Origin of the sequence: Janibacter hoylei PVAS-1, from assembly GCF_000297495.1 — a bacterium.
Classification (GTDB): domain Bacteria; phylum Actinomycetota; class Actinomycetes; order Actinomycetales; family Dermatophilaceae; genus Janibacter; species Janibacter hoylei.
In genome coordinates, this window is record NZ_ALWX01000027.1 from 1 (window position 1) to 21551 (window position 21551).

Here is a 21551-nt window from a genome sequence, read left to right on the forward strand (position 1 = left end):
GCGGGGCGGCGAGGCGCGATGCGGACTCCAGGGGATGGGCGGGACTGTGGTCCCGGGCAGGCTACCCGCCGGTCCGGTCGCGCTGGGGGAGACGGCCGTACGCTGGCGCCCATGAGTGCCTCCCCTGACGGGATCATCCCGCGCACCCCGCCGCGGCCGGACCACGTGGACTACTCCGGCGAGGGCCTGACCGAAGGGGAGGTGCCGGCTGCCCCCTTCGCTCTCGTGACGTCGTGGGTGGACGCGGCGCGGGCCCGTCAGGTCGACCGTGGCGACGTGCCGGAGCCGCTGTCCTTCGCCGTCGCGACCGTCGACGAGCAGGGCCGACCCGATGTGCGCACGGTGCTCATGCGCTTCCTCGACGCCCGCGGGCCGGGCTTCGTCACGAGCCTGGAGTCGGCGAAGAGCCGACAGCTCGCCGCCACGCCCTTCGTCGCGGCGACCCTGACGTGGCCGTCGATGTTTCGTGCGATCCGCTTCCGCGGACGCGCCGAGCGCATCGGCGGGGAGGAGATCGACGCCTACTTCGCTGAGCGCCCCCGTGGCTCCCAGCTGAGCGCGTGGGTCTCGCACCAGTCAGCGCCCATCGACGGCCGCGAGCGTCTCGAGCGCGCCTGGACTGAAGTCGAGTCTCGCTACGAGGGCCGTGACGTGCCCCGCCCCGAGCACTGGGGCGGTTGGCGCATCGTCTGCGACGAGGTCGAGGCGTGGGCCGGTCGGAGCAACCGGCTGCACGACCGGTTCCGTTGGTCGAGGGGGGGGCGAAGGGGGGCTCGACGAGCCCGCCGCCTGGCGGGTTGAGCGCCTCCAGCCCTGACAGGTCGGCGTTGGCGAACGGACGGGCGAGCCCGAGCGAAGGCGGCGAATACATGAATCGCTGGTGAGGTTTCGACTGACTCCCGCGCCGGGTCGCCGGGGTGCGCTTGCTCTGCCAAGATGTGACTCGCTGCTCGTGCACCATCCGGGGGAGCGACGGCATCGCGCGGGGAGGGCTTGCTGTGTTGAGTCGTCTTGTGGTGTCAGTGTGGGTCGTTGTGGCGCTAGCGCTTGGGGTCAGTGCGCCCGGGCAGGTAGTCGGTTCGGCTCGCAGTTCTATGCTCCACGCGCGGACTGTTGCAGCAACTCCCGTCACGTTCCTCAACGAGCTGTGGGCGCCAGCATCAGTGCCATCCGACTCCTTGGACTCCTGCTTGGTGAGGGAGGTGCTCAAGCCGGACGGCGCGACGGCTTATCGCCACGACTACCAAGCGTTTGGCCGGCAGGAGACTCCCAGCAAGTCCGCGACTCGGGTGGCCCCGGAGATCGGGTACACCGGCGAGTACACCGATACTTTCACCGGCACGATCCACCTACGGGCCCGGGACTACCTGGGCATCGGCGCCTTCTTCGCTCCGGACCCGATCACGCTCGGCCCGCCCAACCCTGCGAGCAACCCGTACTTGTACGTCAACGCACGGCCTCTGACGATGGTCGACCCATCCGGGGAAATCCCGCGCTGGTTGGAAGACCTAGGAGCGGGAGTTGGTCTCGGAGCGGCTGGGCTCGCCGATGTGGCCTGGGTGCCTGGCGACCTCCTAACTGGGGGTGACTTGTTCAAGGGTATTCGCGCATCGGATTTCCTCGAGCCAGGGGCCTTCACCTATAGCACCGTCCCGACCGGGACCCCGACATACGAAGCGAGTCGCACGGAGACTTACGCGGCCAACGCCACATCTTTCGGCATCAGCATTTTTGTTCCGCTCGACGCACTCAACGCTCCACAACACATCACGAACGGCCAGTATGCCAAGGTCGGCCCGTGCCTCACGGACCTCCTTCCCGGACCGCCGGTCAAGAAGGAAGCGGGACTGACTAACCCGTCGCCAGTCGCCGCAAACACGGGTTCCAAGGCACTACGGCCGGTCGGGAAGTACTTGGAGTCCGTTGACGACGTGATGACCAACCCGCGGTTGCTCGTGGGAAAGTCGCCGGCTCAGGTCGAATCGATGATTGGCCGTACGCCTGGTTGGCAAGTAGAGACCCTCGGCAAGGGAAGTCGGCAAGGCCAGGGATGGGTACTCCGTCAGTACAACGATGCTGGCAACCCGACTGGACCCCAAATCCGTTGGCACCCCGGCGGGGGACACCACGGGCCTGATCCGTACTGGCGCGTGGTCGGGCCCAACGGCGACCTCGGCGGGATCATCCGATGACGATATCGACGCCCCGTGAACACTGGCTCGAAGCTGCCCAGGGAGTTCTGCGCAGACTGAGTTCCCCTGCGGACGACCAACTGCAGTACCTGCGAAACCTCGGTATTGAGGGATCGATCGACGAACTCGGGCTTGAGTTCGACGACGTGTGGAGGGTGCTGAGTCCACTACTTGAGATCTCCGACCGAGAACTTCAGGATCGCCTTTCGGACATCGACCGCGCGCTCTCGAGCGATAATGTGCCCTGGGATGCGGGGGCGCTTCGTCACTCGCTTGAATGGCACCGCATACGAGAGTTGGCTCGGCTCGCGTTGGAAGCGATGCGCGATGACGCGTGACGGCTTGTGCCTGGGGCGCGTGGTCGGCTTCTTCGTCGTCTGTGCGGCGCTTCTGGGCTGGTCGACATCCAGCGCGACAGCCCTGCCTCAAGCCTTCGCCACCACCTACGACATGGCTGCCCACGCCTACGAGACCGGCTCACACCCTGAACCTCGGCCTGTGGAATCGACGCGACCCGAGTGGCCGACGGAGCCTCCAGTCGCGCCCTTGAGGGCGGCGGTTTCGATTCGCGTAAGTGGTGTTGCCGCAAGGACAGGTGACGGGTTGTTGTCTCCGGGCCCATTTGCTCGCCGCTCGATCCCAGGCGACGACTCGGGACTTCACGCGAGGGCAGCGCGACGAGTTGAACGAGATCATGAGTGATACGGGCTGTCATCGATGCGGGGTAAGGACCTCAGGGACCAAGTCGGGGGGCGCGATCCCAGATCCCCAACCGCCGATTTCGCAGAGTGATGGGCCCTTCGAGGTGTACCCCCACTGCTTGGCTTGCAGTCGGGAGCAAGGGCTGTTCATCGCAAGGATGAATCGGTTGGGTGGTGGCGGCTGATGCTGCAGATCGCGACAACTTTTCCGAACAGCCTTGTGTTGGTCCTAGACCCGGTGACCGGCACATTGCCATCGTCCATGGGCGGACACCCGATCGCGGCCTCGCCATCGGGTGTTGCCGTCGGGACACTCAGCGAGTTCGACGGCAACACGACGGTGGTTCCTGCAAGACCGTCCGATTCTGCAATTGACCCCAACCTGGTCCTGCGCTGGCAGGGGCAGTTGCAGACTTCAGGTCGGATCGGCACCCTCATCGTGGGTGAAGAGCCGATAAACCCCGACACGGGCGTGATCTTCCATCGGGCGTGGAAGCCATGAGGTACTTGACGCTCTCCGCCGACTACATTGATCCTTCCCTGCGCGAAGAGTCCGAAGGCCACCTTGTGATCGACCGGGCCGGGCTCCCTGTTGACTTGGTCGCTCGCATCGTCGCGTGGAACGCTGACTATCAAGTTGTTGTCCCCCTTGGCCTGAGTGAGCGGCGCTCGCTCGCTGGCCATATCGATGAGCTGGACGCGCGGGGAATGTCGCTTGCGGCTGAGATCGAGCGCGCTCTCGCGCCCTCGAGAGTGCGCTATTACAGCGAAGGGTGGCTGACGTACCTGTAACTGCTTCGCTACGGAGGGTTGTCGTTCAACTCTCGGCTGGTGGCAGTGTGGGGAATATCAGCCTTGGTGTGTCGCCGCGGAGCATCAATCGCCCAACTCACCAGTGGTGCATCGAAGCCCTCACCACCCCGGCGAGGTCCTCCTCGGTGACGACGCGCGGCGCTGTCGCCAGCAGGCGCTGCTGCTGCATGGTCCCGGACACGATGCCGTCGACGTCCGCCTCGCCGTAGCCGATCTCGGCGAGCCCCGAGGGCTGCCCGATGTCGCGCATGAGCCGGCGCAGCACGGCCGACAGGCGCTCGGGCTCGGGGACGTCGGCGTCGAGGCCCTGCGGGTCGAGCCAGGCGGCGGCGGTCAGGTGGCGCTGCGGGTCGGCTGCGAAAGTCATCGCGAAGGCGGCCGGAGCGGTCGAGGCGACCGCCATGCCGTGCGGGATCATCGCCTCCTCCACGTCGTACCCGTCGGGGCGGAAGGCCGAGCCCAGGTCGTGGACCCGCCCGGCGACCGGGTAGGCGTTGGCGTGCGGCACGTGGACACCGGCGTTGCCGAAGCCCATCCCCGCGAAGGTCGCCGCGAGCGCCATGTCGGTGCGGGCCCGCTCCTCGCCCGCTACGGCACCGCGGAAGGCGCCGGCGAGCAGGCGCATCGCCTTCTCGGCATAGAGGTCAGAGATCGGGTTGGAGCCGCAGTAGGGCACCCGCTGCTCAGGCGTCTTGTGCTCGTAGCTCGTGTACGGCCGCGCGGTCCACGACTCGAGGGCGTGGCAGAGGATGTCCATCCCGGCCGAGGCGGTGACCCCGGGCGGCTGGGTGGCGGTCAGCTCGGGGTCGACGACCGCGAGCACCGGCCGCAGCCGCTCGTGGCTGATGCCGGTCTTGACCTTGGCCGCGAGCACGTCGAGGACGCAGACCGTGGTCGACTCCGCACCGGTGCCCGTCGTCGTCGGCACGGCGACAAGGGGCAGCGCCGGCTGCTCGGGCGCCCGCCCGCCGCCGACCGGCGCGTTGACGTAGTCCATGAGCTCGCCGGGGTTGGTGAGCAGGAGCGAAACCGCCTTGGCCGTGTCGATGCTCGACCCACCGCCGACGGCGACGACGGCGTCGAAGGGGGCCGCCCCCTTCGCCCTCTCGACGGCGGCCGCGAGGGAGGCGTCGCTCGGCTCGACGGCGGCCGAGTCGTGGACCTCGGCGCGCAGCCCGGCCGAGCGCAGGGCCTCGGCGACCCGCTCGGGGTGGCCGGTGGCGGCCAGCCGCGCGTCGGTGACGACGAGTGCCGACCGGGCGCCCAGCCCGGCGACGTCGTGACCGATCTCGCTGACGGCTCCGGGCCCGAACTTCAGGCGCGGCGCGGCGTAGGTGAAGACGGCCTCGGGGGTGGCGGGGGTGGGCAGGCTCATGTGATCTCCCGGTGGACCTTGTGCTGGGCGGCCTGCGCGCGGGGCTTGATGACGAGCAGGTCGACGTTGACGTGCGGGGGGGCGGGTGGCCATCCAGGTGATCGCGTCGGCGACGTCCTCGGCGACGAGGGGCTCGGCGACGCCGGCGTAGACCTGCTCGGCGCGCTCCGCGTCTCCCTTGAAGCGGGTGAGGGAGAAGCCCTCCGTGTGCACCATCCCCGGCGCGACCTCGGTGATCCGCACCGGCTGGTCGACGAGCTCCAGGCGCATCGTCTCCGTCATCGTCGCGAGCGCGTGCTTGGCCGCGGTGTAGCCCGCGCCGCCCTCGTAGGAGGTGCGGCCGGCGGTCGAGCCGACGTTGACGATGACCCCCTCACCCGCGACGAGCGAAGGGAGCAGCGCCTGCACCACGCGCAGGGTGCCGATGACGTTGACCTCGTACATGGCTCGCCAGTCCTCGACGTCACCCGTGGCCACCGGGTCGAGGCCGAAGGCGCCACCCGCGTTGTTGACGAGCACGTCGAGGCGGTCGCCGATCTCGGCGGCCAACGCCGCGACGGAGGCCGCGTCCGTGACGTCGCAGGTGACGGCGCGCCCGTCGATCTCGGCGGCGAGGTCGGCGATGCGGTCGGTGCGGCGGGCCGCACAGACCACCTCGTGGCCGGCCGCGGCGAGCGCACGCGCGGTGGCGGCCCCGATGCCGGAGCTGGCGCCGGTGACGAGGGCGAGGGGGCGGCTCATCGGGCCACCACGATCCAGGTGGCGGCTGCGCTCGCGAGCACCCGCTCGCCGTCGAGCAGGGCGGTGCCGCTGTGGCGCTTGCGGCCCTCGCACCCGATCTCCCACGCGACGACGACGAGCTCGCGGCCCACGGGCACCTCGGCGTGGACGGTGGCGGTGAGGGTGCCGAGCAGCAAGGCCTCCTCGCCGAAGCCCACGGCGAAGGCGCCCGGGCAGTCCAGCGCTGCGAGCACCGGCGGCAGGCCCTCCTCGGTCAGGGTCACGGGCGAGGCGAGGACGTCGTCGCGGCCGGCGACCGGCCCGACGAAGACGCGCAGACCCCCTTCGGCCTCGGGCCCGCAGACGTAGCAGCCGGGGAAGGGGTGGTCGCTCGCGTCGACGCCGGCCGCCGCGGTCCGGGCCGCCTCGAGGTCGACCGGTGCGGGGACCGTCAGGTCGGGGGGCGGTCGTGCGGCGGGCCGTGCCGAGCAGGGTGTCGCCGTCGAGCAGGTGCACCGCGAGCTCGGCGCCGTCGGCGACCGTGCCGTCGACCTCCCACCGCAGGGGACGCCCGAGCGGCGTCGGCGCGCTCAGGCGGACCGTCGCCGACGTCAGGTCCCCCTCCGCGGGGACGAGGTCGTCGAGGCGCTCGGTGAGCAGCCCGCACAACCAGCCGCCGTTGCCGGTGCCCGGGGGGCCGGCGCGCAGGGTGGACACGGTCGTCGTCTCGGCTGTGGTGTGCACCACCCCAACCTAGCGACGAGCCGGCAGGAGAGGATGAGGGGGATGAGTACGCGCGAGACCTTCGGTTGGAGGCGCATCGCCGTACCCGCCTTCGGGCCGACCTTCCTCTCCGCCGCCGCGACCGGCGCCGTCATCCCGGTCGCTGCGCTGCGGGCCGACGAGCTCGGCGCGAGCCTCGGCACCGCCGCCTTCGTCGTCGCCCTCACCGGGGTCGGGCAGCTCGTCGGGGTCCTGCCCGCCGGAGCCCTCGTCGCCCGCATCGGCGAGCGCGCGACCCTCGTCCGCGCTGGCCTGCTCGACGTCGCGGCGCTCGCCGTCGCGGGGTGGGCGCCCTCGCTGTGGCTCATGGGTGTCGCGCTGCTCGTCAGCGGGCTCGCCTCCTCCGCCTTCTTCCTCGCCCGGCAGGGCTTCATGATCGACGTCCTGCCGCGGCAGCTCCTCGCCCGTGGCATGTCCCTGCTCGGTGGGTCGATGCGGGCCGGGCTGCTCCTCGGGCCGGTTGTCGGGTCGCTGGCCATCGCCCCCTTCGGCCTGCAGGGGGCCTACGGGCTGGCCGTGCTCCTCGCCGTCGGCTCCGTGCTGACCGTCCTCACCGCACCCGACCTCACCGGTGAGCACGAGCGGGCCCGCGCGCAGGAGCCGCACACCGGGGTCTTCCGGGTCATCCGGCGGCACGCCCGCCTGCTGCTCACCCAGGGCCTGGGCGTCACGGTGATCTCGGCGCTGCGCTCCGCCCGGCTGGCGATCCTGCCGCTGTGGGCGCTGCACATCGGCCTCGACGGCGTCGACTCCTCGCAGATCTTCGCCGTCGCCGGTCTCGCCGAGCTCGTCCTCGTCTACCCCGGCGGCTGGGTCATGGACCGGCTCGGCCGGATGTGGGTCGTCGGGGCGCTGCTGGGCGTCGTCTCGCTCTCCTTCGTCGCCCTGCCCCTCGCCGACACGAAGGGGGAGCTGCTCGCCGTCGCGCTCGCCATGGCCCTGGGCAACGGGCTGGGGTCGGGCATCGTCATGACCCTCGGCGCGGACGCCGCGCCGAGCCGCGACCGGGCCCAGTTCCTCGGCGCCTGGCGGCTCACCGGCGAGGTGGGGCACGCCGGCGGCTCGCTCGGCCTGAGCGCCGTCACCACCCTCGTCTCGCTGCCCGCCGCCGCCGTGGCGCTCGGGGCCCTCGGCCTCGCGGGGCTGGCCTGGACGAGCCTGTGGATCCCACGCGCCGACCGGGAGCGCTCCGCGGCCTGACGCGGCGGCCCGCGGCGCCGCCGGGCAGGGCATGATGGGGCTCGTGAAGGACCTCATCGACACCACCGAGATGTACCTCCGCACGATCTTCGAGCTCGAGGAGGAAAACATCCCGCCGATGCGCGCCCGCATCGCCGAGCGGCTCGGCCACTCCGGCCCGACCGTCTCGCAGACCGTGGCGCGCATGGAGCGTGATGGCCTCGTCAGCCTCGGCGAGGACCGCCGGCTCGTCCTCTCCGACGAAGGGCGGCTGCTCGCCACGCGGGTGATGCGCAAGCACCGCCTCGCCGAGCGGTTGCTCGCCGACGTCATCGGTCTCGAGTGGGAGCACGTGCACGACGAGGCCTGCCGGTGGGAGCACGTGATGAGCGAGCGCGTCGAGCGCAAGATCCTCGCGATGCTGCCCGAGCACCGGGAGTCGCCCTACGGGACCCCGATCCCCGGCCTCGACGAGCTGCTCTCGGACGAGGAGGCGAGCATCGACTACCTCGAGGGTCTGCAGAGCCTCGTCCAGGTCGCGCAGGGCAAGCCCACGGGGCAGTACCGCGTGCGCCGCATCGGCGAGCCGGCCCAGGTCGACCACGAGGCGCTGGAGCTGCTCACCGAGGCGCGGCTGCGCCCCGGTGAGGTCGTCGACGTCACCCCCGAGGGAGACCGCGTCATCGTCGCGCGGGTCGGTGCCCAGCCGGGCGACGCGGTGTCGCTGCCCAAGGACGTCGCCGAGCACGTCTTCGTCGAGCTGGTCGCTCCGTGACCTCTCGTGACCTCGGCGTGACATTGCCGTGATCTGCGGGTACGGTCTGATGGTCCGCTCCCCCTGGGCGGACCCGTCACGCGGACGCTGAGTCCTGTCACCGCACCCGACGGATCTGCACGACACCGCATGACAGGAGCGGGGGACCCACGTTTTGGCGGGGCATCGCGGATGCTCCTCGGGGTGAAGTCCTGGGACGCAGCGGACCGCCAGGTCGGTCCGGTGTCGCAGGGCCGGGCCAGACCTCTGGCTCGAACCCGACAGCTGACCCCGCAGGCGGGATAGAGGTCATCACCTTGTCTCACAACGTCGGGCGCCACCGCGCCGCCGGTCGCTACAACCCCGTGTCCGAGCTCGGCCAGATCGTCAGCCAAGCGGGCACGCCCCTCGCCAAGGGCTCGGCCGTCATCGCTGCCTCCGGTGGTCTGATCGCCGCGATCGCCATCCCCGCCCAGGCCGCCGACTCGACCGCCGAGGTCGACGCCGCCCCGGTCCAGACCGCCTCCGCCCCGGCCGCTCCCGCCGCCGCGGTCACCGCGCCCGCCACGACGACGTCGTCGAAGGCGACCGACGCCGCCTTCGGCAAGATCGAGGTCGAGCCCGTCGCCAAGCCGACCGGCCCCACCCCGGCCCAGCTGCGGGCCCGCGCCGAGCGCGAGCAGGCCCGCCAGGAGGCCGCCGCCGAGCGTCAGCGCGAGCAGGAGCAGGAGCAGGCCGCCCGCGAGGAGCAGGCCAGCGAGCGCACCGAGTCCACCGCGCCGAGCCGCTCGCAGGAGCGTCAGGCCCCGGCCCCGGCCAAGAGCGAGCCCGCCCCCGCCGCGGCCTCCTCCGCGAGCTCCGACGTCATCTCCATCGCCAAGCAGTACATCGGCGTCCCCTACGTCTACGGCGGGTCCACCCCCTCCGGCTTCGACTGCTCGGGCTTCACCCAGTACGTCTTCGCCAAGGCGGGCAAGTCGCTACCGCGCGTCACGACGGCCCAGCAGGCCGCCGCGACCCCCGTGTCCAACCCGCAGCCGGGTGACCTCGTCTTCTTCGGCTCGCCCTCGTGGCACGTCGGCATCTATGTCGGCGACGGCATGATGATCGACGCACCGCGCACTGGCAAGTCGATCTCGATCCGTCCGATCTTCGACGGCGTCTCCGGGTACGGCCGCGTCTGAGCAGGCCCACCCCATGACGAAGGGGGCGGAGGGAGATCATCTCCCTCCGCCCCCTTCGTCGTGCGGTCAGGCCTCGTCGCCGGTGGCCTGCTGCTCCGTCATGCGCCGGTAGTCCTCGCCGAGCTCGTCGTGGTGGAGCAGGTCGTCCTCGGAGGCGCCGGTGCGGTAGCTGGCGCGGCCGAGCATGTGGGCTGTCACCGGGGCGGTGAGGGCCTGGGCGCCGACGACGATGAAGAGCGTGGCGACCGAGGCCCAGGTGCGCACGTTGAGAGCCAGGCCCACGAGGATGAGCAGCAGGCCGAGGGTCTGCGGCTTGGTCGCCGCGTGCATGCGGCCGAAGATGTCGGGCAGCCGGGCCAGACCGATCGCGCCGACGAGGGCGATCGTCGAGCCGAGGAGCAGGCTGATGCCCCCGGCGAGGTCACAGATCTCCTGCCAGCTCATGCGTCGTCCTGCTTGCGGGCCATGAAGCGGGCGACGGACACCGAGCCGACGAAGCCGGTGAGGCTGAAGACCACCATGATCGGCAGCGGCCCGGGGTCGTCCGTGCGCAGGATCTGCGTGGCGATGATGCCCGTGACGATGACGATGAGGACGTCGAGGCTGAGCGCCCGGTCGAGGTTGGTCGGGCCGAGCGCGACGCGCACCAGCACGAGCGCGGCGGCGCAGATGAGCATGCCGAGGGCGATGGCCAGGATGATGCTCATGCCTCCTCCTCGGAGCAGAGGGTGATCTCCTCGCGGGTGCCGATGGCCCGCACGACGCGGGTCTCGACGGCGAGGACGTCCCGGCGCAGCTCTTCGAGCTCCTGGGGGGTCGTGACGTGGAAGCCGTGGACGTAGAGGATGCCCGCGCGGCGTCGGGCCTCGACGACGATCGAGCCCGGCACGAGGGAGACGAGGGCCGAGACGATCGTCATGTAGAACTCCGACCGGGTGCGCAGCTGGACGGCGACGATCGACCCGCCTTGCGCGGGGCGCGGGCTGAGGGTGGCGGCGGCGACCTGGACGGCGGCCTGCACGAGGTCGACGAGGAAGCGCGCGATGAGCTGGACGAGCGGCCACGGGTGGATCCGGCCGAAGTACTGGACCGACGGCAGCGGGAAGATCTGGGTGACGACGGCGCCGATGATCAGCCCGTTGACGACGTTGCCGAGGGTGACCCGGTCCCACAGGAGGACCCAGACGACGGCGAGGGCGATGATCGCGCGGGGCTGCCAGCCGCCGCGCCGGGTGGCAGCGGCCGTGCTCGTGTCGGCGTCCTTCACGGCCCCTCCTGCGGTAGGACGGCCTTGACGTAGCCGTCACGGGTGATCATCTGCTGGGCCGCGGCGTCGGTGTAGGCGAAGAGGGGCCCGGCGAAGAGCGAGAGGCCGAGGCTGAAGACGACGACGGCGCTCGCGGCGCCGAGCATCAGCGGGGGCATCGGCCGCTCGACGGGCTGAGCGGGCGGCGGTGGAGCGATGGGGGTGGAGGGGCGCTGCGCGGCGACGACGGCCCCGATGGCGTCGCTCAGCCGGCCGAAGGACGGGGTGAGGGTCGGCAAGGCGAAGGCGCGGTCGCTCTCGTCCTCGGCGCGCGGGCGCCAGAAGGCGTGGCTCCACGTCTTGGCGACCGCGTAGAGGGTGAGCAGGGAGGTGACGACCGACCCGACGACGAGTGTCCACGCGACGGCGCTGCCGTCCTCGGCTCCGGCTTGGAGCAGCCCCACCTTGCCGACGAAGCCGGAGAAGGGCGGGATGCCGGCGAGGTTCATCGCGGGGACGAAGAAGAGGATGGCCAGGACCGGGGAGGTCGCGGCGAGGCCACCGAGCCGGTCGATGACCGTCGAGCCGCCGACCCGCTCGATGAGCCCGGTGATGAGGAAGAGCGCGGTCTGCACGGTGATGTGGTGGGCGATGTAGAAGACCGCCGACGAGAGGCCGAGCTCGCTCGCCAGGCCGATGCCGAAGAGCATGTAGCCGATGTGGCTGACGAGCGTGAAGGAGAGCATCCGCTTGATGCCCGGCTGCGCCACGGCTCCGAGGATGCCGACGAGCATCGTCAGCAGTCCCGCGATCATGATCAGGTGGTGCAGCGGTGAGTCGGGGAAGAGCAGGAACTGGGTGCGCACGATGGCGTAGACGCCGACCTTGGTGAGCAGCCCGGCGAAGACCGCGGAGACGGGCACGGGCGCCGACGGGTAGCTGTCGGGCAGCCACGCGGACATCGGGAAGACGGCCGCCTTGATCCCGAAGACCGTGAGCAGCATGAGCTGCAGGGCGAGGCTCACCGTGGGGTCGATGTCGGGCAGGCGGAGGGAGAGCTGCGCGAGGTTGACCGTGCCGGCCGCCGCGTAGGTCGCCGCGATGGCCGCGAGGAAGAGGAAGGAGGAGACCATCGAGACGATGACATAGGTCGTCCCGGCCCGGATGCGCGCGCCGCTGCCACCGAGGGTGAGCAGGACGAAGGAGGCGAAGAGCAGCATCTCGAAGCTGACGAAGAGGTTGAAGAGATCACCGGCGAGGAAGGCATTGGAGACGCCGGCCGACAGCACGAGATAGGTGGGGAAGTAGATCGCGAGGGGGGAGTCATCGTCACCGTCGGCGACGCCCTGCCCGATGGCGAAGACGAGGACGACGAGGATGACGAAGCTGCTCACGAGGAGCATGAGCGCCGAGAGCCGGTCGGCGACGAGGGCGATGCCGAGGGGCTCGCTCCACGCGCCGAGCCACAGGGCGATCGGGCCCTCCTCGTGGGTGCGGTACATGAGGGTGACGGCGACGGCGAGGCTCGCGGCGAGCACGCCGAGGCTGATCGCGACCTGGGTGCGCCGGTGGCGCCGGGCGACGAGGGTGAGCGCTGCTCCGAGCAGGGGGAGCAGGACCGGCAGCGGCAGGAGGTTGGCGGAGCTCATGCGGTGGCGTCCTCCTCGTCTGCCTCGGTCGTGGACTGGGTGTCGGGGTCGTAGGTGCTCGAGACCTCGTCGCGCTCGGCGAGCCGCTTGATCAGCTCGTCCTCGGCGTCGTCGGGGACGTCGTCGCTGCCGGTGATCCGCCACTGGCGGTAGGCGAGGGAGAGGACGAAGGCGACGGAGGCCAGGGCGATGACGATCGCGGTGAGCACCATGGCCTGGGGGAGCGGGTCGCTCATCTCCTCGGCCGGTCTCGAGCCGACGAAGGGGGCGCCCTTGGCCGGTCCGGAGACGACGAGATAGAGCGTGGCGACGCCGTTGCTCGCGAGGACGATGCCGAGCAGCAGCCGGGTCAGGGCCCGCTCGAGGAGCAGGTAGACACCGGTGGCGATGAGGAAGCCGGCGACGACGACGAGGCTGAGATTGGGCGCGATGGCGGTCATGCGGTCACCTCGTCCTCTTCGGCCTGCTTGTCGATGCCGGCGCCGAGCGAGCGGACGACGTCAAGGGCGAGCCCGATGACGATGAGGTACACGCCGATGTCGAAGGCGAGCGCGGAGACGATCTTGACGTGGCCCCAGATCGGCAGGTCGACCTCGAGGACGGCGGACTGCAGGACGGTGCCGCCGAAGGCGAGGGGGGCGAGGGCGGACACCGCGGAGACGGCCAACCCGGCGCCGAGGACGAGACCGGCACTCACCGGGGCGGCACGGTCGAGCTCGGCGCGGCCACCGGCGAGGTAGCGCACGAGCAGGGCGAGGCCGAGGACGAGGCCGCCGGCGAATCCGCCGCCGACCTGGTTGTGGCCGGCGAAGAGCAGGTAGAGGGAGAGCAGGATCATCACGTGGAAGACGAGCCGGGTGGCCGTCTCGAGGATGACCGAGCGGCGCTCGCGCACCACTGAGGCCATGACCGCGCCCTGGTTGCGGCGGCGGGTCCACGAGCGCTCGACGTCCTGGGTGCGGACGAAGACGAGGCTGGCGATGCCGGTGGCGGCGGCGACGAGCACGGAGATCTCGCCGAGGGTGTCCCAAGCGCGGATGTCGACGAGCGTCACGTTGACGACATTGCGGCCGTGACCGAAGTCGTAGGCCTCCTGCGGGAAGGCCTTGGAGATCGGCTCGTGCACTCGTGCATTGGCCGCGACCACGGTGAGCGTCGAGATCGCCAGACCGATGGAGCCGGCGAGGGCGAGCCGCCAGGAGCGACGCCACGAGCGGCGGGCGGAGCGCGGGCGGCGGCGGAAGGACTCGGGCAGCTTGCGCAGGACGAGCACGAAGAGGACGAGGCTGAAGGTCTCGACGAGCACCTGGGTCAGCGCCAGGTCGGGTGCGCCGTGGAGCAGGAAGAGCAGCGCGAGGCCGTAGCCCGTGGTCCCGACGAACATCACCGACTGCAGGCGGTTGCGGGCGCGCACGGCGAGGACGGCGCCGGCGATGACGAGGGCGGCGACGACGGCCTGGGCGACGGTGTCCCACAGGCGCACCTGCGCGCCGGGCAGCGCGGTGGCGGCGACGACCCCGGGCAGGGCGAGGACGACGAGGAAGATCGCGGCGAGGTAGGTGGGCAGCGAGCCGCCCTGGGAGAGGGCGGTGACCTCGACGGCGAAGCGGTCGAGAGCCTTCATGAAGCGCTGGTAGACGCGCTCGCCGTCGGCGACGTCGGGCAGGCGCGCCTGCAGCCGCGCGAAGGGGGCCCGCAGCGCGAAGAGCGTCAGGCCGCCGGCGATGGCGACGGCGGACAGCCCGAGGGCGGGGGTCAGGCCGTGCCACAGCGCGAGGTGCTCGGGTTCCTCACCCGGCAGCGAGGCGGTGTAGGGGTGGAAGAGCTCGGTGAGCGGGTCGCCGAGGAAGCCGGCCGCGACGGTGGCGGCGGCGAGCAGCACCGGGGCGATGAGCAGGGGGCGCGGTGCGTCGAAGGGGGTGGGCCGCGCGGCGGCGCCGGTCTCCCCCTTCGTCATGAAGGCACCCCAGACGAAGCGGGCGGAGTAGGCCACGGTGAGTGCCGATCCCGCCACGATGCCGGCGACGGTGAGCCAGCCGGTCGCCGTCGACAGCGGGCCGTGGGCGGACTCCATGGCGGCGGTGAGCGCCGACTCCTTGGCGACGAAGCCGACGAGCGGCGGCAGGCCGGCCATCGAGGCGGCCGAGATCGTCGCGACGACGGCGAGCACCGGGGCGGTGCGGCCGATGCCGTGGAGCTGGGTGAGGTCGCGGGTGCCCGTGCCCTTGTCGATGATGCCGACGGTGAAGAAGAGCACGGACTTGAAGAGGGCGTGCGAGAGGACGAGGCCGAGCGCGGCGAGGGCGGCGGCCTTGGAGCCGATGCCGGAGAGCACGGTCATGAAGCCGAGCTGGCTCACCGTGCCGTAGGCGAGCAGAAGCTTGATGTCGTCCTGCCGCAGCGCCCGCCAGCCGCCGACGATCATCGTCCACAGGCCGAGGACGACGAGCACGGGGCGCCAGCCGGGCACGTCGGCGAAGGCCGGCTCGAGGAGGAGGACGAGGTAGATGCCGGCCTTGACCATCGACGCGGCGTGGAGGTACGCGCTCACCGGGGTGGGTGCGGCCATGGCGCCGGGCAGCCAGAAGTGGAAGGGGATCTGCGCGGACTTGGTGAGCGCGCCCGCGAGGACGAGCAGTGCGGCGACGGTCGTCAGGGCGCCGGCCGGCGGCGGCGAGGCGAGCATCTCGCTGATGGTGTAGCTCGACGTCTGGCCGATGATCACGGTGCCGACGAGCATCGCCAGGCCACCGAAGGTCGTGACGAGCAGGGCCTGCATCGCCGAGCGCCGGTTGGCCGAGCGCACCGGGTTGTGTCCGATGAGGGTGTAGGAGAAGACCGTCGTCAGCTCCCAGAAGACGTAGAGCGCGAGCAGGTTGTCGGCGAGGACGAGCCCGAGCATGGCGCCCGCGAAGGCGGTGAAGACCCCGGTGAAGCGCCACAGGCTGGGGTCGTCGGGCTTGAAGTACCAGGCGCAGTAGACGAGCGCGAGAGCGCCGACGCCGCTCACGAGCAGGCCGAGGAGCCACTGGAGGGTGCCCAGTCGCAGGGAGAAGTCCATGCCGAGCTGGGGGACCCAGCGGATCTGCTCGACGAGGGTGTGGCCCTCGGTGACGGTGCCGGACTGGGCGAGGAGCCAGACGAAGGTGGCCGCGGGGACGAGGGCCAGGACGAGGAAGGACCGGCGGTGGAGGCTCTTGGCCAGTCCGGGCGCAATTGCTGCCGCCGCGAAGTGGGCAAGCAGCAGCAGGGTCACGAAGGCCTCTCGACGAGTCCGGGGACGGGCTCCTAGTTTAACGGCAGGTGACCGCGCCGCCGGTGCCGGGGGCACGCGCGGCAGGTGCCCGGCTCGGCAGGTTCCCGAAGGAATCTCCTGCCACCCTCTTGACGCCCTCGAACAGGGCTTCGAGAGGGCGTCTGCGGCGGTGCAGGCGAGGGCGACGGCGTGTTGTGTCGAAGGGCGTGATGCGCGGGTGGCCGAGATGGTGGCCGCACGCGTCGAGGATCAGTGCGCCCCGGCGTCGCCTGGCATCGTTGATGTCACCTGGCGGCCTTGCTGTCACCTGGTTGCCCGGAGAAGGGGGACCAGGTGACATCAACGCCGCCGGGCGGCTGAGGAGCGGGCGAGTTGACCCGGACGAGGGCCCCCACGCTGGCGAACAACCCCAAAACTAGCGGCGCCCCCGGCTGGATTCGAACCAGCGACACCTTCTTTAGGAGAGAAGTGCTCTTCCCCTGAGCTACGGAGGCCCGACGCGGTGCGGGACCACGCCGAGGGACAGGGTACGCGTCATACTCCCTTCGGTGATCACCCAGGCGCTGCAGCGGCGCACCATCGCCACCCTGGCGGGCTCGCAGATCATCGGTGGGGTCGGGGTGAGTGCCGGCGCCGCGGTCGGGGCCCTCCTCGCGGCCGACGTCTCCGGCAGCGAGGCCTGGGCAGGTCTGGGCGGCACCGCGCAGACCCTGGGCGGTGCGCTGGCCGCCATCGTCGTCGCCCGGGTCATGGCGACGCAGGGGAGACGCCCCGGCCTCGTCCTCGGGTACGCCCTCGCCGTCGGCGGCGCACTGCTCATCGTGGGCGCGGCGGCGATCGGGTCCTTCCCGCTGCTCATCACCGGCTTCCTGCTCTTCGGCGGTGCGACGGCGGCCAACTCGCAGGCGAGGTTTGCCGCGACCGATCTCGCGGACGAGGACCACCGCGGCCGGCACCTGTCGATCGTCGTCTGGGCGACGACCGTCGGCGCCGTCGCCGGCCCCAACCTCACCGGTCCGGGACGGTGGGTGGCGGAGCGGCTGCACCTGCCCGTGCTCGTCGGACCCTACGTCCTCTCGCTCGTGGCGGTGCTCCTCGCCGGCCTCGTCCTCCTGGTCGCGCTGCGCCCCGACCCGCTGCTCACCGCCCGCGAGCTGCACGTCGACCACGACGAACCCGGCCCCGGGGAGCCGCCCACCCGCGGCTGGGCCGTCATCCGATCCCACCCCGACGCCCTGACCGGGGTGCTCGCCATGGCACTCGGGCACACCGTCATGGTCTCGGTGATGATCATGACCCCGCTGCACATGCGGCACGGCCACGCGACCCTTGAGGTGATCGGGCTCGTCATCTCGCTGCACGTCGTCGGCATGTACGCCCTGTCGCCCGTCACTGGCTGGGCCGTCGACCGGTGGGGTGGCCGGGCCGTCATCGGGCTGGGCGCCGCGATCCTTCTCACCGCCAGCGTCCTCGCGGCCACCTCACCCGAGGGCCACTCCGCGGTGCTCACCCTCGCGCTCGTGCTCCTCGGCCTCGGCTGGTCGTGCACCCTCATCGCCGGGTCGACCCTGCTGACGGGGGCGATCCCCCTTCGCCAGCGGCCTGCGGCGCAGGGCCTCGCCGACGTGGCCATGGGGCTGGCCGGGGGGCGGAGGCGGCGCGCTCGCGGGAGTCGTCGTCGGCTGGTGGGGCTACCCCGCCCTCGCCCTCCTCGCGGGCGGCGCGGCGCTGCTCGTCGGCCTGCTGGTCCCGCTCGGGCGCGGTCGCAATTGTTAGCGTTGGCGCCGTGACCCTGCCGCCGACGACCCCTGCCCCGGTGCCGGCAGACGTGTCCCCCCAGCGCCGTGAGCTCATGGAGCTCGGCGGTCCCAACACGCTCCTCTGGCCGTCCCGCGACCCCCACGTCGTCGACCTGACGACCGCCCACCCCGGCGGCATCGCCATGCTCCTCTCGGGCCGCGACGCCCGCCTCTCCGACCTCGTCCGCGAGCCCGGCGCGCTGCTGCGGGCGCAGCGCCGCGCCGCCGAGCTCACCGAGCACGTCGAGCGGATCGCGCAGGAGCACGGCGTGCACACCTGCTTCCTCGCCATGGGCTCCGCCTCCTGGCACGTGCCCGGGGAGGTCGACCGCCCGCTCGCGCCCGTCATCCTGCGACGCGCCTCCCTGCGGCGGCTGCGGCCCGGGTCGGACTTCGCGCTCGACCTCGCACCCCGCGCCGAGGTCAACCCGGCGCTGCTCACCTACCTGCGGCGCGCCCTGCGTCGGGACATCGACGGCGAAGCCCTCGCCGACCTCGGCCGGGGGGACGGCCGCGGCTTCAACCCCACACCGGTGCTCGACGCGCTGCGCGAGATGTGCGCCGACCTGCCCGAGCTCAACATCACCTCGCGCATCGTCATCGCCGCCTACCCCTACGGCAAGGCGGAGGCGCTCGCCGACCTGACCGACCTCGGCGAGCTCACCGCCGACGGCCCGGCCGCGACCCTCCTGCGGGGTCGGCCCGTCGAAGCGCCGGAGCAGGAGCCGCCGAGCGTCGCCGACAGCGCCGTCCTCGACATCACCGCCGACCAGCAGGCCGTGCTCGACCGGGTCGCCGACGGGCAGGACCTCTACGTCGACGCCCCGCCCGGCACCGGCATCGCGCAGCTCGTCGCGGCAGTCATCGCACAGGCCGCGGGGGAGCGCCGCAGCGTCCTCCTCCTCACCGAAAAGACCGCCGCCATCGACGCCGTGGCGCACGAGCTCGCCTCCGCCGGCCTCGAGGACCTGCTCGTCCACGTCACCGACCCCGCCGCCGAGGTCAACCCGACCATCGTCGTCGAGCGCTGGCCGCGCCGCCTCCCGGAGAGCGAGCGCTCCTTCGACCGCCCGGGGCGCCGGGCCGCCGCCGCAGCCAAGGTCCTCGACGGGCACACCCACGCCCGGCACGAGCCGCGGCCCCCCGTGGGGGGTCTCCATCGCCGACGCCCACGACGCGATCGTCGGTCTGAGCACCCGCCGTCCCGCCCCGCGCTCGCGCGTGCGGCTCACCGGCCGAGTCCTCACCTCGCTTGATGCCGAAGGGAGGGACGCCCTCGTCACCCAGCTCACCGGTGTCGCCACACGCAAGGCCTGGCGGCCCGGGCGGCAGGACGAGCCGTGGGCCGGGGCCCGGCTGCACAGCGCCGCCGACGTCGACGAGGTGCTCGCCGCGATCGACCGGCTGCGCGGACCCGAGGGCACCCTCGCCCAGCTGCGCACGACGGTGCGCGAGGTCTTCGCCGACATCGCCGAGCCCCGGGCGTCCTGCCCGGCCGACCACGGGCGCTTCCTCGCCGGCATCGAGGAGATCCGCGACACCGTCGACGTCTTCCGGCCGGAGGTCTTCGACACCCCCCTCGACCACCTCCTCGCGGCGACCGGGCCCAAGGGCCTCACCGTCGACGGCGAACCCCTCGGGGTCGTCGAGCGGCGCCGCCTGCGTGCTCAGGCGCGCCGCCTGCTGCGGCCCGGGCGCCCGCCGGAGGACCTGCACGCCGCCCTCCAGCTCGCCGCGCGCCAGCGCAGCAGTTGGTCCCGCCTCACCGGTGGCGGCGGTCGACCGCGCATCCCGGCAGAGATGGACCGCGCCCACACCGCCTACGAGCGGGTCTACGCCGACCTCACGCACGTCGGTGCCGTCATCGGCGACACGGCGAAGGGGGGGCGACCTGCTCGACACCCCGTGGGAGGAGCTCACCGCGCGCCTCGACGAGCTCGGCAAGGACGTGGCCGGTGCCCGGGCCGTGCCGGAGGTCATCGACGACCTCGACGACCTGCGCAAGCGCGGCCTCGGCGACCTCCTCGACGACCTCGCGTCGCGTCGCGTCGCGCCGTCGTCCGTGGCGGACGAGGTGCTCTTCGTGTGGTGGACCTCGGTGCTCGCCGAGGCGGGCAAGGATGAGCGCGTCGCCGGCGTGACCGGCGAACAGCTCGACGAGGCGCTGCGGACCTTCGTCGAGGCCGACCGGGCGAGCTTGGGCGCCAACGCTGCTCGTGTCGCCGCCCGACAGCGCGAGCGCTTCCACGCCGACGGGCGACGGCACCGGTCAGCCGCCCGCGAGGTGGCTGCCGCCCACGAGGGGCTGCGCCCGTCGCTGCCGTGGAACCGTGCCTTCGGTCGCTGGGGCGGGCTGCTGCGGGCCGCCTCCCCGGCCTGGGCCATGGCCCCCTTCGTCGTCGGGCAGGTGCTGCCCCGGGACCAGACCTTCGACCTCGTCGTCGTCGACGACGCCTCGCGCACCACCCTCGCCCGCACCCTCTCGGGCATCGCCCGAGGGAGCCAGCTGCTCGTCATCGGCGACCGCGGACAGCTGCCCCCCGACACGTGGACCGCCGACGCCGGCGTGCCCGCCCCCGGCCGGCCGCGGACCTCGCTCGCCGACCTGACGGCGCGGGTCCTGCCCACGCGCGCGCTCCGCGACAGCGCCTATCCGCGACCGCGCGTGGACACCCTGCTCGGTGGCGCCGCCACCGCCGGTGAGGTCGTGCACCCGCCGGCCCCTGCACCCCACGACGCGGTGCACCTCGAGCGCGTCGAGGGCGTGGGTGTCCTCGACGAGCGCACCGGTCTCGTCGAGTCGACCACGGCGGAGGTCGAGGCCGTCGTCGCCCGGGTCCGCCAGCACCTCCAGCGAAAGCCCCGCCGTTCGCTGGGTGTCGTGACCTTCGGCCAGCGGCACGCCGACCGCATCGCCGACGCGGTGGCCGAGGCGAGCCAGTCCGACCCTGAGACTCGCCCAGGCTCTGCGTGACCTGCCCGAGCCCCTCGTCATCAAGCCGGCCGACCGGTGGCAGCGCGAGCAGCGCGACGCGGTCATCGTCTCGGTCGGCTTCGGCCGCTCGCCGCAGGGACGGGTCATCCAGCGCCTCGGCGCGCTGAGTGGCGTCACCGGTGCCGAGCTGGTCCTGCTCGCCGCGACCAGAGCCCGCCGGACCATCGTCTGGGTGACGACGATCGACCCGCAGGACCTCGGGGGTGAGCGGGGATCGCTGCCCGGGCACCGGGCCCTGCGCACGCTGCTCGAGGGCATCGCCGCCCCGTCGCCGGTCGGTGGTCCGCGAGGCAGCGCAGAGGACGCAGAGCTGAGCCCACTGCTCGCCGGGTTTGTCCGGCGGCTGCGCGACGGCGGGCTCGTCGTCGCCACCGACGTCGGCTCCGGGGAGCACCGGGTCGACATCGCCGTCGCCGACCCGCGCGACCGTAGCCGGATGCTCGTCGCCGTCGACGTCGACGGGCCCGGCTACGCCGGCCTGGCCTCGACCCGGCAGCGGGACCGGATCCTCGTCGAGCGGCTCACCGACCTCGGCTGGCACCACCTGAGGCTGTGGGCGGTCGACATCTTCGCCGATCCGGCCCGTCAGGAGGCCTTGGTCACCCGGGCCGTGCGTGAGGCCATCGCCCAGGAGGGAGACGCGTCATGACCGACCAGCCGGAGCAGACCCCGCAGGAGGGGACCACGGAGACGCCGCGGGTCGCGCCCCGCCGCCGCTCGACCCCCGAGCAGACCTCGGACGACACCGACCGCGGGTGGGGCGAGCGCCCCGACGAGGACGAGCACGACCGCTGGCTGCAGGAGCAGCGTCCGCCGCACTGGGAGTGACGCCCTCCTCGCGCCGCGCCGCGCCCGCGGGCGCACAGCAGAAGACCCCGGCCGCACGGATCACCGTGCGGCCGGGG

The 21551-nt window shown here is 72.2% G+C and carries 21 protein-coding genes, 1 tRNA gene, 1 pseudogene and 1 riboswitch; of the genes and pseudogenes, 13 read left to right on the forward strand and 10 right to left on the reverse strand.

Features of this window, described 5'->3' with window-relative positions; all coding sequences use genetic code 11:
• Positions 1 to 111: 111 nt before the first annotated feature.
• From pdxH to B277_RS07060, 5 genes are all read left to right on the forward strand, one after another.
• The gene (gene pdxH, locus B277_RS07045; RefSeq protein WP_007926651.1) at positions 112 to 801 is read left to right on the forward strand and encodes a pyridoxamine 5'-phosphate oxidase; all 690 of its coding nucleotides are present in this window, start codon (positions 112 to 114) and stop codon (positions 799 to 801) included.
• 401 nt (positions 802 to 1202) lie between these two features.
• Positions 1203 to 2192: an RHS repeat-associated core domain-containing protein gene (locus B277_RS15925; protein ID WP_169330593.1), complete on the forward strand. Its 990-nt coding sequence runs from the start codon at positions 1203 to 1205 to the stop codon at positions 2190 to 2192.
• Positions 2189 to 2530 carry a hypothetical protein gene (locus B277_RS07055; protein ID WP_007926653.1) on the forward strand — a complete coding sequence of 114 codons (342 nt, stop codon included), beginning with the start codon at positions 2189 to 2191 and terminating at the stop codon, positions 2528 to 2530. The genes B277_RS15925 and B277_RS07055 overlap by 4 nt, the downstream gene beginning before the upstream one ends.
• 547 nt (positions 2531 to 3077) lie before the next feature.
• A complete protein-coding gene (locus B277_RS17415; RefSeq protein ID WP_128277265.1) occupies positions 3078 to 3395 on the forward strand; it encodes a hypothetical protein in 318 nt (105 codons plus the stop codon).
• Between the two features lie 5 nt (positions 3396 to 3400).
• Positions 3401 to 3685, forward strand: a complete 285-nt coding sequence (locus B277_RS07060; protein WP_156811753.1) for a hypothetical protein — start codon at positions 3401 to 3403, stop codon at positions 3683 to 3685.
• Positions 3686 to 3782: 97 nt separating this feature from the next.
• On the opposite strand, the gene B277_RS20280 is transcribed toward B277_RS07060, so the two are convergent.
• From B277_RS20280 to B277_RS15930, 3 genes and pseudogenes are all read right to left on the reverse strand, one after another.
• Positions 3783 to 5081, reverse strand: coding sequence for a hydroxyacid-oxoacid transhydrogenase (locus B277_RS20280; protein ID WP_040881083.1), 1299 nt, complete (start codon positions 5079 to 5081; stop codon positions 3783 to 3785).
• Positions 5078 to 5822, reverse strand: a pseudogene (locus tag B277_RS20285) (SDR family NAD(P)-dependent oxidoreductase). The gene B277_RS20280 and the pseudogene B277_RS20285 overlap by 4 nt, the downstream one beginning before the upstream one ends.
• A complete protein-coding gene (locus tag B277_RS15930; protein WP_007926661.1) occupies positions 5819 to 6085 on the reverse strand; it encodes a hypothetical protein in 267 nt (88 codons plus the stop codon). The pseudogene B277_RS20285 and the gene B277_RS15930 overlap by 4 nt, the downstream one beginning before the upstream one ends.
• A 502-nt stretch (positions 6086 to 6587) precedes the next feature.
• Between B277_RS15930 and B277_RS07075 the strand changes: the two genes are divergently transcribed.
• The 3 genes from B277_RS07075 (at position 6588) to B277_RS17420 (ending at position 9701) form a co-directional block, all read left to right on the forward strand.
• Entirely contained in the window at positions 6588 to 7784 is a 1197-nt protein-coding gene (locus B277_RS07075; protein ID WP_040881087.1) for an MFS transporter, read from the forward strand.
• Between the two features lie 43 nt (positions 7785 to 7827).
• Positions 7828 to 8538, forward strand: coding sequence for an iron-dependent transcriptional repressor DtxR (locus B277_RS07080; protein WP_128277262.1), 711 nt, complete (start codon positions 7828 to 7830; stop codon positions 8536 to 8538).
• Positions 8539 to 8651: 113 nt separating this feature from the next.
• Positions 8652 to 8832, forward strand: a riboswitch (cyclic di-AMP (ydaO/yuaA leader).
• Between the two features lie 2 nt (positions 8833 to 8834).
• Complete coding sequence (locus B277_RS17420; protein WP_007926664.1) at positions 8835 to 9701, forward strand: C40 family peptidase; 867 nt, start codon at positions 8835 to 8837, stop codon at positions 9699 to 9701.
• A 66-nt stretch (positions 9702 to 9767) separates the two neighbouring features.
• On the opposite strand, the gene mnhG is transcribed toward B277_RS17420, so the two are convergent.
• From mnhG to B277_RS07120, 7 genes are all read right to left on the reverse strand, one after another.
• Complete coding sequence (gene mnhG / locus B277_RS07090; protein ID WP_007926665.1) at positions 9768 to 10145, reverse strand: monovalent cation/H(+) antiporter subunit G; 378 nt, start codon at positions 10143 to 10145, stop codon at positions 9768 to 9770.
• Entirely contained in the window at positions 10142 to 10408 is a 267-nt protein-coding gene (locus tag B277_RS07095) for an MrpF/PhaF family protein (protein ID WP_007926667.1), read from the reverse strand. Before B277_RS07095 ends, mnhG begins: the two co-directional genes overlap by 4 nt.
• A complete protein-coding gene (locus B277_RS07100; protein ID WP_007926669.1) occupies positions 10405 to 10968 on the reverse strand; it encodes a Na+/H+ antiporter subunit E in 564 nt (187 codons plus the stop codon). The genes B277_RS07095 and B277_RS07100 overlap by 4 nt, the downstream gene beginning before the upstream one ends.
• Entirely contained in the window at positions 10965 to 12596 is a 1632-nt protein-coding gene (locus B277_RS07105; protein WP_007926671.1) for a Na+/H+ antiporter subunit D, read from the reverse strand. The genes B277_RS07100 and B277_RS07105 overlap by 4 nt, the downstream gene beginning before the upstream one ends.
• Positions 12593 to 13036, reverse strand: coding sequence for a Na(+)/H(+) antiporter subunit C (locus tag B277_RS07110; protein WP_007926673.1), 444 nt, complete (start codon positions 13034 to 13036; stop codon positions 12593 to 12595). The genes B277_RS07105 and B277_RS07110 overlap by 4 nt, the downstream gene beginning before the upstream one ends.
• The gene (locus B277_RS07115) at positions 13033 to 15852 is read right to left on the reverse strand and encodes a Na+/H+ antiporter subunit A (RefSeq protein WP_007926675.1); all 2820 of its coding nucleotides are present in this window, start codon (positions 15850 to 15852) and stop codon (positions 13033 to 13035) included. Before B277_RS07115 ends, B277_RS07110 begins: the two co-directional genes overlap by 4 nt.
• Positions 15853 to 16274: 422 nt before the next feature.
• A tRNA-Arg gene (locus B277_RS07120) sits at positions 16275 to 16346 on the reverse strand.
• A gap of 54 nt (positions 16347 to 16400) precedes the next feature.
• Between B277_RS07120 and B277_RS07125 the strand changes: the two genes are divergently transcribed.
• The 5 genes from B277_RS07125 to B277_RS07145 all read left to right on the forward strand — a co-directional run bounded on the left by B277_RS07125 (position 16401) and on the right by B277_RS07145 (position 21474).
• Positions 16401 to 17642: an MFS transporter gene (locus tag B277_RS07125; RefSeq protein WP_007926677.1), complete on the forward strand. Its 1242-nt coding sequence runs from the start codon at positions 16401 to 16403 to the stop codon at positions 17640 to 17642.
• Positions 17639 to 18907 carry a DUF4011 domain-containing protein gene (locus B277_RS07130; protein ID WP_156811754.1) on the forward strand — a complete coding sequence of 423 codons (1269 nt, stop codon included), beginning with the start codon at positions 17639 to 17641 and terminating at the stop codon, positions 18905 to 18907. Before B277_RS07125 ends, B277_RS07130 begins: the two co-directional genes overlap by 4 nt.
• 692 nt (positions 18908 to 19599) lie before the next feature.
• A complete protein-coding gene (locus B277_RS17425) occupies positions 19600 to 20625 on the forward strand; it encodes a DEAD/DEAH box helicase family protein (RefSeq protein ID WP_156811755.1) in 1026 nt (341 codons plus the stop codon).
• A gap of 193 nt (positions 20626 to 20818) precedes the next feature.
• Complete coding sequence (locus B277_RS07140; RefSeq protein WP_007926679.1) at positions 20819 to 21295, forward strand: hypothetical protein; 477 nt, start codon at positions 20819 to 20821, stop codon at positions 21293 to 21295.
• A complete protein-coding gene (locus tag B277_RS07145) occupies positions 21292 to 21474 on the forward strand; it encodes a hypothetical protein (protein ID WP_007926680.1) in 183 nt (60 codons plus the stop codon). The genes B277_RS07140 and B277_RS07145 overlap by 4 nt, the downstream gene beginning before the upstream one ends.
• Positions 21475 to 21551 lie beyond the last annotated feature (77 nt).

Excerpts from the sequence above, each read along its gene's own strand:
- pdxH (WP_007926651.1), top strand. The coding sequence starts at position 112 with ATGAGTGCCTCCCCTGACGGGATCATCCCGCGCACCCCGCCGCGGCCG.
- B277_RS07055 (WP_007926653.1), top strand. The coding sequence starts at position 2,189 with ATGACGATATCGACGCCCCGTGAACACTGGCTCGAAGCTGCCCAGGGA.
- B277_RS17415 (WP_128277265.1), top strand. The coding sequence starts at position 3,078 with ATGCTGCAGATCGCGACAACTTTTCCGAACAGCCTTGTGTTGGTCCTA.
- B277_RS20280 (WP_040881083.1), bottom strand. The coding sequence starts at position 5,081 with ATGAGCCTGCCCACCCCCGCCACCCCCGAGGCCGTCTTCACCTACGCC.
- B277_RS07075 (WP_040881087.1), top strand. The coding sequence starts at position 6,588 with ATGAGTACGCGCGAGACCTTCGGTTGGAGGCGCATCGCCGTACCCGCC.
- mnhG (WP_007926665.1), bottom strand. The coding sequence starts at position 10,145 with ATGAGCTGGCAGGAGATCTGTGACCTCGCCGGGGGCATCAGCCTGCTC.
- B277_RS07095 (WP_007926667.1), bottom strand. The coding sequence starts at position 10,408 with ATGAGCATCATCCTGGCCATCGCCCTCGGCATGCTCATCTGCGCCGCC.
- B277_RS07105 (WP_007926671.1), bottom strand. The coding sequence starts at position 12,596 with ATGAGCTCCGCCAACCTCCTGCCGCTGCCGGTCCTGCTCCCCCTGCTC.
- B277_RS07110 (WP_007926673.1), bottom strand. The coding sequence starts at position 13,036 with ATGACCGCCATCGCGCCCAATCTCAGCCTCGTCGTCGTCGCCGGCTTC.
- B277_RS07145 (WP_007926680.1), top strand. The coding sequence starts at position 21,292 with ATGACCGACCAGCCGGAGCAGACCCCGCAGGAGGGGACCACGGAGACG.